Origin of the sequence: Coprobacter tertius (assembly GCF_024330105.1) — a bacterium.
In the GTDB taxonomy this organism is placed as follows: Bacteria; Bacteroidota; Bacteroidia; order Bacteroidales; family Coprobacteraceae; genus Coprobacter; species Coprobacter tertius.
The window spans coordinates 236,590-248,347 of sequence record NZ_JANDHW010000003.1; the positions used below are offsets into that span (position 1 = coordinate 236,590).

Consider the following 11,758-nt stretch of genomic DNA (forward strand, 5'->3'; position numbering starts at 1 on the left):
AAAGGGATTTCCCTTTGGCTCGATAGGGTGTTTTTAGCGTTACGGAGTAATGCGTGAAGAAAACGCCCTATTGAGCTATGGTATTTCTGTCTAAATACCTTTCGGAAAGCAGACGAGCACATTACAGATGAAATCCCCCTTTCTTTTTCGGTGGCTGCATCATCCGCCTTGCGGATTGGACTTGCTTCTTCTCCTTTATCGGCTCTGCCGATTGGGACAAGGGCTTACCGCACAGGTAGTCGTTCAAGTCCTTATACTCACGATAGTACATTGACTTGTCAAGCAGCCGTTCCCCAAACTTCTCTTTCAGCTTCTTGCAAGTGTTCCGTCCTGCCGTGTCGTTGTCAAGGAAACAGCCGACTTGGGTGTAGGTCTCCAATATGCTTTCCGCTTTTGCAAGATTGGAAACGGAGTTCAATATGATATAGTCCTGTGTGTCCAATCGCGGGTGTTGCGGATTGTTTTCTACTCGGATGGTAAGGAATGAAAGGTAATCCATGAACCCCTCGAACAGGTAACACATACATCGTTGTCCGCCCTGCTGTCGGATATGGGTGATATCTTTCGGGGCGACACATCCCTTGAAGTATCTGTTGCGCACTTCATATCCTCCTGCCATGTTCGGAAAGCCGATGGCAAAATAGGGTTTGTCGGCATTCATAAACCGAAGCTCCCTGCATTCTCTTTTGGCAAGTCCGATGTTTATTCCCCTTTCTTGCAGATAGGCTATAAGAGCAGGGGAGGACAATTCTCCAACCTTTAATCCCTGATAAGTACGATTGTCGGAATGCTGTCTGCCAAAAGAGAACGATGCAGGGCGGATGTATGCTGTCCGCTCCTCTATGCGTCTCAACAGATAGGCTACATCTTCCGAACGGTAGAGTTCCGCTGCCAATGCGAGGATGTTTCCGCCTTTGCCGATGCCGAAGTCATACCATCTTTCAAGCTCGGTGTTTACCTTGAACGATGCGTCCGTTTCTTCCCGTAACGGTGATTTGTATCACAGATTCCTGCCTTGTTGCTTTACAGGCGTATAGCCCAGACTTTGCAGATAGTCTGCCAGTTTGATTTGCTTTACATCTTGGATTGTCATATTACATACGGTTTTGAAGTTGATGAAAATTTGTTGATTTGATGAATTGTCAATGTAATATGTTTATATACAGCCTCGTAACCTCTCAACATCTTCTCAACAAACCGCTCGCCAAAAGAGAAATCCACAAACGGGTGTCGGTGGTCTCTCAACTTCTCTTTTGGCTTGTTGAGATTTTGTTGAGAATGTATATCGTTTATTGTCAGTGTATTTATACCCATATTCAACAATTCAACAGAAAAATGATAGTATTACAGGGATTCGAGTTGCTTCCTTGTGACGGTGTAGAAGCGTCCCACCCTCTTTATCGGCTCATAGTGACAACTTCTGTTGTAATTGCCCTGATAGGTGGTGTAGGTAAGCCCGTTTGGTGCAGGTGTCAGTTTCCAGCACTCCTGCACCACCTTACGCACTTGGTGCTTTTCCGCCTTTACCTGCGAGTGCACCAGCAGTACGACAAGGTCGTTAAGGCAGAATGAAACGCTATCCACATCCATTGCAACCATAATGTCAAGCAGCAGTTCCGACATCTCTATCTCCAGCCGATTGCGGTTGCTACGGATAATCTTCTGCAAGGCTTCTGTATGCAGCAATGTGGGGTTGAACCACATCCGGCTTTCCTTTTCGGTGGACAGTTTTCTGTGTTGCAGGAAATGGAGAAAGGCGGGTATCTCCGCTTTCAGCTTTTGCAGGAAGTCGGTATCATCGGACTGCAAGCGGTCTATCTTGCGCACCCAATAGCGTGTTTCCCCTGCGTCTATGATTACGGGCAGATGCTCGTTGTTGGAACACAACACGAATTTGGCGAAGAACGCAATCTCATCACGGTCTTTGCCTTTGGCTTCCACCTTATAGGAAAGTGTGGTGCTGAGGTTCTTCAACCGCTCGCTATCCTCCCTGCGGTTGAGCAGCACCTCATCCACCACGATAAGGAGCTTGCCAGCCCAGTCGGAATTGAACTGGCTGCGGAAATCCTCGTTGGTGTTGAAAGTCACATTGTTCTGAAAAAGGGCTTTCAGAAAGTTCAGGAAGGTGCTTTTGCCCGTGTTGCGTTCTTCCGACACCAACAGCAGGATAGGCAACTTCTGAATTGGTTGCAGGTAGAGCAGTTGCAGATAGTCCATCCCCAACTCGTACTGTTCCCCGAAGATGTGCCGTACCAAAGATTGGATATGCGATAAATCGCCCTCCTGCGGTCGGTGGTCTATCGGTTCGTAGAGGTTAAGGAACTTGCCGACCACGGAACGGTAGCCGATGTGTTCGGGTACTGTGCAGAAGCCGTCATACTTGGGAACTCTGCCGATGTAATCCTTGCCGTAATCCTGTCGCAGGGTCTCGTTGTTCCATGCGATGCGTTTCCTTATATACCCTCCGTTCAGTTTGGGCTGCTCCACAATCTTATAGAGCGTTGTCCCCACTCGGATAAACTCTTCCTTTGCCATGCCGCCATCCGATGGCGGTCTGTGGCTGTCCTGTTGTTCGATAGCTGACATAATCAAATGGTTTTAAGTTTGAAAATTACCAGCTGCAAAAATATAATCAATTATCGGATAGGTTGTTATGCAAAACACGGCAGAATGGTGACAAATAGCCCCCGAAACAAAAACTTTCAATGGTTTGGGACAGGAAACGGGTTGTGCAAACGGAAAACTCCCGAAAAGCGAATGTCGGATTACGCTTTTCGGGAGAAAAAATCAGAGCGTCTGTCGTACTGACTTAATGAATTACTGACTTACCGAGTGAATTATGTCAGGCATTCAGCTACGAGAAGTATTCGGATTTGGATATACCGTTGGTATTCAGCGAGAAGAAGATGCTTGTTTTCTCTTTTCGCAGGTACAGTATTTCAAGAACGGCATTGCGTACCCGTTCCGCTCCGAATGTGCCGATATGGAAAGCGAGGGTAACTATCGCTTCAAGGTTGTAAACCTCCATACAGCAATTATCGGATACCCGTATGCTTCGCCTTATCCCGTATTCCCTTAAAACTCCGCTCTTGCAAAGAGCCTTCAGCCCTGCACGGAATGTCGGGGCGGTTACTCCGAACAGGTCGCAAAGTTCCCATTCGCTCATGGCGGTTGCGCTAATGTCGGTCGGCATGATGATGTTGCCGTTACCGTCTGTTGTTATGATGCTTCGTTTCATGGCTATGCTTGGTTATGGGGTTACACTTCCGAACGATGCGTTCAGCTTGTTGCCGAACATCGTCAGGTCATTGTCAAGTTTCTGCGTGGTTATCTTCGCATAGATTTGAGTCGTGACAATGTTCGTGTGTCCCAGAACACGGCTCACGCTTTCAATGGGCATCCCCTTGCTAAGAGCCAGTGTTCCAAACGTATGACGAGCGCAATGGTAGGAGATTTGCTTCTCTATTCCGCATTCCGCCATTACCTTTTTCAGCTGTTTGCACATCGTCCAATAGTTGATTTTCCCGAAAACCAGCTTGTCTTCCGACAGATACTTGTACCGTTCGATTATCTGCAAGGGAATATCCAGCAGCTTCACTTGGAACGGGACATTTGTCTTGTGCCGTTTCGACAATATCCATTTCTCACCATTCACCTCCACTATTTCATCCGTTGTGAGTTCTTTCATATCCACGAAAGACAAGGCGGTGAAACAGGCGAAAATAAACAGATCCCGCACCAATGCGAGGGTGGGGTTGTCAAACTCGTGCGCCATGATTCTTTTGATTTCGTCCTCTGTCAGATACTCCCGTTCCTTAACATTCGGGCTGATATGGAACTGCGCAAACGGATTTCTCGGTATCAGTCCGTTATAGTGCGCACGCATGACCACCCCTTTCAGCCACATGCAGTTCAGCCAGATGGTGGCGTTTTTCAGTCCCCGTTCAGCCGTAAGATAAGCCGCAAACTCCTTGATGAAGTCGGGTGTAAGTTCCAGCATGGACATGTCCGTCCGTCTGTAGAATGAATTGATAAAGGCTGCGACATAGTTCCTTGCCCTTACCATGACCTTGTACGTGCCGATGCTGCGGTCTTTACCGACACGTTTCAGGAAGTTGGCGCAATCCTTGTCAAAAGCCTTTATCAGTGTCTCATACTCGCTTCCTACCCCTTGGTAGGCATTGCGCACCATTTCAGCCGTTACGTATGCCTCTCGGTCGGATATGCGCTGATAGTGCTTGATGATTTGCGCCTTGATGTTGTCCAATGCCAGATTGACGTTCCGTGCTTCGGCACTCTTGCCTTTGGCTCGGTTGCCTTTCGCATCCCAAAGGGTTTTCGGGATGGTCTGCTTGCAGCTGAACTGCGCCACAGTACCGTTGATTGTCACTCGTCCCATGATGGGGACAATACCGTCTTTCTCCTTGCTGCCGTTCACGTAGAACAGCACTTTGAATGTACTTCTTGCCATACTCGTTTTTTTTGTTTGCAAAGTTAAATATCAACGAGTTAGACCTTGATATGCAAATCGGTGACAAACGGTGCAATAGCATCTCCCATATGTTAAATCTTACTCTTTCACGGGTAATGATTTGCAAACCATTCTTCTTCTTAAATCCGCTTTTCTTTGCGTTTTCCGCTTTTTCGGCTTGTCATCATTTGACACCGTAACAACTCTGATATTAAGTCGTTTAGCGTCATTTCACCCGTTTTTCGAGGTTATTCCAGAGATTTTATATAAATCTGTACATTTACGTTTCGTGCGGAGGCTGTAACATAAAAGAATTCTTAAATCTTCTTTTTAATTTCTTATTTTCTCTTTTTACGTCGATTTTTATACATCTTATTTTGTTTTGTACCCAAATGACCGGATAATGATCATTCGTTCATTTCAGTGTTATTTTTGTATTCATTAATATGATTTATATCATGGAAAAAGTAAAAAATCATCCTGCTGCTGAGCAATTAGACTCCTATGACAAGTATCCGGTCTATTACGGAGATGACCTCGAATTGTCTTACACCCCCGAAAAATCTATTTTTACTATATGGGCGCCAACAGCAAACCGGGTACGTCTTAATCTTTATTCGTCGGGCGAGGGGGGAGAGCCGGAAGAACAGATCGAAATGAATAAGGCCGACGACGGTACTTGGCGTACCGAAATAGACCGCAACTTGATAGGGAAATTTTATACCTTTCAGATCGAGAAAGAGGGAAAATGGCTTGCCGAGACTCCAGGAATATGGGCAAAAGCAGTGGGTATCAATGGCGACCGTGCCGCTATAATCGACTGGAATGAGACAAATCCCGAAGGATGGGAGTCGGATAGCAAACCCGAACTTAAAATGTATTCCGACATTATTTTGTATGAGTTACATCATCGTGATTTCAGTATCGCCCCCGATTCGGGTATCCAAAATAAAGGAAAATTTCTCGCCCTTACCGAGACCGGTACTAAATCTCCCGATGGGGAGGCCACTGGTATCGATCATTTAAAAGAACTCGGAGTAACGCATATTCATATTTTGCCTTCGTTCGATTTTGCGACGGTAGACGAAACCCGGCTCGAAGATAATACTTATAATTGGGGATACGACCCTAAAAATTATAATGTACCCGACGGTAGCTATTCTACCGATCCCGCCAACCCGGCGGTACGTATTCGGGAATTCAAGCAAATGGTGAAAAGTCTACACGACAATGGCTTGCGTGTCGTTCTCGACGTAGTGTATAACCATACGGCCTCTACCGAACATTCTAATTTTAATCTTACGGTTCCGGGGTATTTTTATCGCCAAAATGACGATGGCTCTTATTCCGATGCTTCGGGTTGCGGAAACGAAACGGCTTCCGAACGTGAAATGGTACGCCGCTATATTATAGAGTCGGTTAAATATTGGGCGAAAGAATACCATATCGACGGTTTCCGTTTCGATCTTATGGGAATTCACGATATCGAAACGATGAACCGGCTTCGCGAAGAACTGCTGAAAATCGATCCTACTATATTCATTTATGGAGAAGGCTGGCTTGCTGCCGATTCTCCGTTGCCTCCCGAACAACGGGCGGTAAAAGAAAATGTCGGCAAGATGGAAGGTATTGCCGTTTTCAGTGATGATTTTCGGGATGGCTTACGAGGCAGCAATTTCGATGAAAAACACCCGGGTTACGCTTCTGGAAATATTAATGGTAATTATGAACCTGTTAAATTCGGAATTGTAGGCGGTACCGGTCATCCACAGGTAAATTATGACGGATTGCTTTATAGTAGTGGGCCTTATGCGGCAGCTCCTTCGCAATCGGTAAATTTTGTTTCATGTCACGATGGGTATAGTCTTGTCGATAAATTAAAACTATCAGTAGAAGGAGATCACGTTGCAGACGAGCTGTTCTCGATTGACAAATTGATACATACGGTTTTGTTAACGTCGCAGGGTATACCTTTTATTCGCGGGGGTGAAGAAGTTATGCAAGATAAGCAGGGGATATCAAACAGTTTCCGTTCTCCCGATTCTATCAACCAAATCGACTGGTCGTTAAAGATGAAAAACCGCGATCTGTTCGATTATATCAAAAATCTTATTATTCTTCGTAAAAGGCATCCTGCATTTCGTATTCCAACGGTCGACGGATTGCGGCAATGGCTTCATTTTTTAGATACTGGCGATTCGGGAGTCATAGCTTATACACTGGGTGAATACGCCAATGGCGACGAATGGAAAGAAATATTGGTCGCTTATAACGGTAATCGGCATCAGGCCGAAATTACAATTCCCGAACAGGACTGGATTGTTGTTGGTCGCGATGGGAATATCTATTTAGAGGGTCAGGACCATATGCCGGGTGGAAATGTTTCTATTGCTCCTTCATCGGCTCTTATCGTTTACAGACAATAAAGATGCCTGCTACTTTGTGTCCTATCGTTGACTTCCTTGATGGCATCACCTCATGTTATCCAGAGTCCACTTGCTTGTCATCTTTCGTTATTACTTAACATAACAGGGGGCTCACTTAAACGGTAGCATCCTTGTTATCCCAAGGCAACAGTTCGTATTTTCGTAAAACAAAGCTCCCCTTGAAAGCAGGCTTTCAAGGGGAGCTTTGTTAATACTTATGTAAATTATTCCGTGACGACGATTCTCGAAGATTTCGTATTTCCTTCCTCGTCGGTAAGAGCCAGAACATATACTCCGGCGGTAAGATCCGATAGAGAGATCGCTTGTCCACCGTTTACCTGTTGCTTTTGAATCAGAAGACCTTGCATCGAAAATATTTTCAGGTCTCCTGATAAAGACACGAAAAGACGATCGTTTTTGCTTACCGGATTAGGATAAAACAACGGTAATTTATTATCCGTCACATCTTCAATAGCGGTTTCTCCCTGAGTTTTATAAACTTCGAATTCTTTAATATTAACTGCATTTCCTGCAAGTTTCGATCTGGGAATTTCTAATTTTACGTAACGGGCTTTTACCGGCTCGTCGAGATTTACCTGTTTATTCATTTGAGTTTTGCTAAAGGTCGCATTTTCTACTACCGGAATCCATTTAGCATCATCTCCACTCAGTTCTTCGTTGCTTACATACACGTTATATCCGGTAATATAAGGAGAACTGTCTCTTATCTGAAAACGATTGATTTCGTATTCATTTTCCAAGTCGACGGTCACCCAGTGAGATCCGCTTGTTGTCTTCGTAGTATTCCAATTATTACTTACGAGTCCGTCCAACAGGTTTGCGGGAGTTTCCCGGTCACTGCTGTAACCACTGCAATCGAGTACGGTTTTACCGATACTTACAATACCGTTCCGGTCTATTGTTTGCGATAATTCTCCGTAAATATCGAAACCGTAAATACGAATTTTCTTTTTGTCCTTACCTCCGGGTTTCAGGGCGAATTTCACATATCTGGCTTCTACGGGTGTATCGAAAACTTTACTTTTTATACTCTGATGTATCACGTTATCTTCATGAGCGACTAATTGCCAATCAGCAGGGTTTGTTCCTGTCGTACTTACATATATCCAGTATTCGCCGCTGTTTATTACATCGTGTTTTATTTCGTACCAGTTACAATCTCTCCATTCTATTTTATCTATTTTGTAAATATCGCTGAGAGAGAATACGACCCAGGGAGATTCCGTATTGTCTGCATACCATTTATCGCCGTCGCCCTTCACGTTTTCCGCGCCGATAAGTAGTTTGTATATATTCTCGGTATTGTTATTAAAACCGCTCGAGGAGTGTATGTTAACGATACGTTTTCCAATACCGTCGGCTCTTGATGTGCTGATCAGGTTATATTCTTTTTCGTTTGGCAGATTTTTAGAAGCCAGTGACGTTATTCTGAGTTGGTAAATAATGGCGTCGTTAAAATCCCAGTTCATGTTTCCGTTTTCGTTTTCAAGGAATTTAAGTTCGATTTTATGAGTACCGGCTGTTAAATGAACAAGAGCCGAGTTACTCCATCCGTTGGCAACCCATTCGTCTTTACCCCGGTGAGGGAAAATAGATATGCCTACTTTTTTACCATCTACATACATTGTTCGTATACCGCATTTATTATCATTCAGTATACCTTCCGCTCCGTTAGAATATAACCAGTCGAGGGCATAATCACCAGCTTCGGCTATTGTAATATTTGTAGTATAGGTAGAGCCGGAAACAATTTTTCCTGTCAGGTCTTTTATTTCGTTTTTGCCCAGGCGTAATCCGCCGGTTTCAACGATTTGTATCTGTCCGGGACGTTTTACCACCGGTTCGCTGGCCAGCGACGATAAAAGGTCGTCTTCGCAAATTGCAATTACCTGATAGGCTCCCGAAACAATCGCTGTGAAAACCGTATCGGGTTGTCTCGCAATTTCTTTACCGTCTTTCAGTACGATATAGTTGGTGGCTCCTTCTACACCGCCCCAAGACATTTTATTGCCCCTGAAATAAGCGATCGGTTCGGCCAGAGAGTTTTTAAAATCGGTGAGGTTAATCGGGTGATCACTGTTTTTAAACGTATTGTTCAACTCTATTTTTATGGTGTGTTCTCCGGTCAACGTTGCCGGAATTTCGGGAGAGGTTTCTTTGCCATCCAGCAGAAAAGATTTAATTACATCGCCGTATCCCGAGATTTCTATACTCAGGGTAGCGTTTCTGTATTTAACGTTATTCAGTTTTCTTGTTCCTGCGAAACTTTCAGGGACAATAGGAGTAAATATCATTTTGTCGGTTTCATAACTCATCCCGAAAAGAACTCTGTGTACGACCGACAAGTTTCCGGCCAGACTCCATAACATATTGTTCGAGTTGGTATGGGTTCCTGTCCAGTCACCGGTTTCCGCCGTAAAATTTTCTTTATTCGTAGCGAAAAGGGCGGCTGCCCGGTAAGTACTGCCGATGGCGTGTTTTACTCCTTCCTGATTTCCGACTTTTGCCGCCGCCAGCATCCAATACGAAGTAACGAAGGGCCATACGGCATTATTGTGATACGAAAACTGGGTAGGTATGCTCGGGTAAAAAATATTGGGGCCGTAATCGGTTACGGGCATTTGGGCGATAATTCTTTTTTGTTGCTCGGGAGAAGCGATATCGAATAAAATACACAATGCCTCGCCTAATGTTTCGCTGCGTTCCGAAACAATATCGTTATTACGTCCATACAGGTATTGTGCGTAATAACCTTCATCCTCGAGCCACAAATATTTGTTAATCGCTTTTTTTATCGATTCCGCTTTTTCCGCATAGTTTATTTTATCTTCTTCTTTCCCTAATATTTCAGCCATTTTGCTTAAGATCACCAGAGTCTCGTAATGTACGGCATTGGTTCCGAGACATTTCGATTCGGCGATATCGGCTGGTTGCATCCATCGCGGATAGCTTTGTTCGCGCCAGTCGATAAAAGAAGATTCGCCTTTCATCAATCCTGTTTTTTCGTCGTATACGTTAAACCGGTCTGTTTCCACCGAGTTTTTAATATACGGGTAAACCTGTACCAACCAGTCTTTTTCACCATATACTTTGTAGTATTCCCAAGCGGCGATAGTCCATACCATACGGTCGGTCGATACCGGCCACGATCCTCCCGTTCCGGTATCTTGTATAATACGTCCTCTTTTGGTATCTACTTTTCGTAACAGGCTGTTTTTGGTGGGCACTTTCAGTAAATGAGATATCGACAGGTATATACTGTAACTTACATCACGGGTCCATACACCTCCCCACGATTCACCGGTTCTCAAAGTTTGGTCCGACTCGATATTATTTACCATCTCGTCGAGCCCCAGGTTGTAGAGCGCTTCTTCAATCAGGTTTGGGCTGGAGTATTCGGGGTAAACCGACAAATCGTTTTTCACTGTCCAGGTGTACTTATGGTTGTCGTCTTTAGAACTCGTACTCCTATAAGTACTCACGATTTTGGTGGCCGATTCGGCACTTCCTTGAAATTTGCCTTCAACGACTTTCGTCGGTTCCAGGCTATAAGATTTGGTCTGGTAGAGAACTTCATCTGCTGCCGCTTTCAGGGGCAACGCGACTAAAAGAAATGAAAGTAGCGTAATTTTTGATGAATTCATAATTAGATTTATTTATATTTGTTAACTATAATATTCCGGTTTTCGATTCTGTCCGTTAGTTTTGGCTCGATTTTCAAAAATAACTTACGATAACCTTTTTATCGAAAAATAGGATAAAGTTCAGCCATTGTATAAAACCGGGCTTACCTTAGTTATATTCCTTAGCCCGATCGTAATGAAAAAAGAAAAGTCCCTGCCGTTTCTGATAGTAGGACGGCTTTTTTGTTTTCGAAGATTTAATTCGATTATCTTTATTTCGTTTGGGTAGGTAGCATAAGGATGATGGAAAAACGGGAAAAAATTAAAAAAATAGTTTTCTCATATTCAATAGTGTCTTTAAGGTTATTAGGCAAAAGTAATTTTTTTCTTCAGAACTACCAAACAATTTATTTAAAGTTTTTCTTTATCATTTCGGGTTCTCAAATGTTTTAAACGTGATATTTAGGTATTCTGCATTATTTATAGCCGTACCCCTCCCGGGACGGATGTAAATCTTTTTCGACCGATTATCCTCGTTCGTTGTCGAGTAGTGGATATATCGGTTTCGTTTTCCGGGAGTTGTTCCGCTTTTTATAGCCTAAAATGCGGCAGTCATAATGTACCGGATATAATTTTTTCCATTTGGTAATTGGTCAGATACAAACGGTTTGCTTTACGTTTCTGCTCCTTTATGACGACATATCCTTTTCTCTCGAAAAAAGGTCGGGCAGTGATGCATACTTCCGAAGTCATTTTTTGTGCTTTGTGTTCCCGGGCATACATTTCGGCTTTTTGTAATAGAAAACTCGCCACACCTTCCCGTTGATGGTCTTTATGTACGAAAAGCGAATGCAGGAATCCGGTTTCCGACACCGCTGCAAATCCTGTGATCTGTTTTTTTGCATCGAGTGTAACGATAAAATAAAATCCGTCGATCAATTCTTGCAAGTGTTCGATATCTTCTCCGCACGAAGCCCAATCTTCTATTTCTTCAGCAGTATAATTCGCTCGGTTTATCGTGTGTAAGGTTTCTTGGTATAAATTCTTTAGTTCAGGTATATCTGCGATTTTCGCTCTCCGGTATTCGTATTTTTTATTTTCCATCGTAAATACAATCTTTTTTAGTATCAAATATAGTTATTAATGAGGAAATAAGTAAGCGGTTACTATAATATATTCCTTTTCTTTTTTCAAATTCAATAATATGATTTTTACGT

General features: G+C 43.7%; 6 protein-coding genes and 1 pseudogene. 1 reads left to right on the forward strand and 6 read right to left on the reverse strand.

Annotated elements, in window-relative coordinates:
* Window positions 1-121: 121 nt before the first annotated feature.
* The 4 genes and pseudogenes from NMU02_RS04585 to NMU02_RS04600 all read right to left on the reverse strand — a co-directional run bounded on the left by NMU02_RS04585 (window position 122) and on the right by NMU02_RS04600 (window position 4,471).
* A pseudogene (locus tag NMU02_RS04585) lies at window positions 122-1,093 on the reverse strand (toprim domain-containing protein).
* A gap of 251 nt (window positions 1,094-1,344) precedes the next feature.
* Entirely contained in the window at window positions 1,345-2,586 is a 1,242-nt protein-coding gene (locus NMU02_RS04590) for a primase-helicase family protein (RefSeq protein ID WP_007855986.1), read from the reverse strand.
* A 268-nt stretch (window positions 2,587-2,854) separates the two neighbouring features.
* Window positions 2,855-3,238 (reverse strand): hypothetical protein, encoded by a 384-nt coding sequence (locus NMU02_RS04595; RefSeq protein ID WP_013617184.1) that lies wholly within the window; start codon window positions 3,236-3,238, stop codon window positions 2,855-2,857.
* Between the two features lie 12 nt (window positions 3,239-3,250).
* Window positions 3,251-4,471, reverse strand: a complete 1,221-nt coding sequence (locus tag NMU02_RS04600; protein WP_255026100.1) for a site-specific integrase — start codon at window positions 4,469-4,471, stop codon at window positions 3,251-3,253.
* A 458-nt stretch (window positions 4,472-4,929) separates the two neighbouring features.
* Between NMU02_RS04600 and pulA the strand changes: the two genes are divergently transcribed.
* Window positions 4,930-6,897, forward strand: a complete 1,968-nt coding sequence (pulA, locus tag NMU02_RS04605) for a type I pullulanase (protein WP_255026101.1) — start codon at window positions 4,930-4,932, stop codon at window positions 6,895-6,897.
* Window positions 6,898-7,121: 224 nt separating this feature from the next.
* Here pulA and NMU02_RS04610 read toward each other — a convergent pair whose 3' ends face one another.
* Both NMU02_RS04610 and NMU02_RS04615 read right to left on the reverse strand, forming a co-directional pair.
* Window positions 7,122-10,562: a discoidin domain-containing protein gene (locus NMU02_RS04610; protein WP_255026102.1), complete on the reverse strand. Its 3,441-nt coding sequence runs from the start codon at window positions 10,560-10,562 to the stop codon at window positions 7,122-7,124.
* A 591-nt stretch (window positions 10,563-11,153) separates the two neighbouring features.
* Window positions 11,154-11,645 carry a GNAT family N-acetyltransferase gene (locus NMU02_RS04615; RefSeq protein ID WP_255026103.1) on the reverse strand — a complete coding sequence of 164 codons (492 nt, stop codon included), beginning with the start codon at window positions 11,643-11,645 and terminating at the stop codon, window positions 11,154-11,156.
* Between the last annotated feature and the right edge of the window lie 113 nt (window positions 11,646-11,758).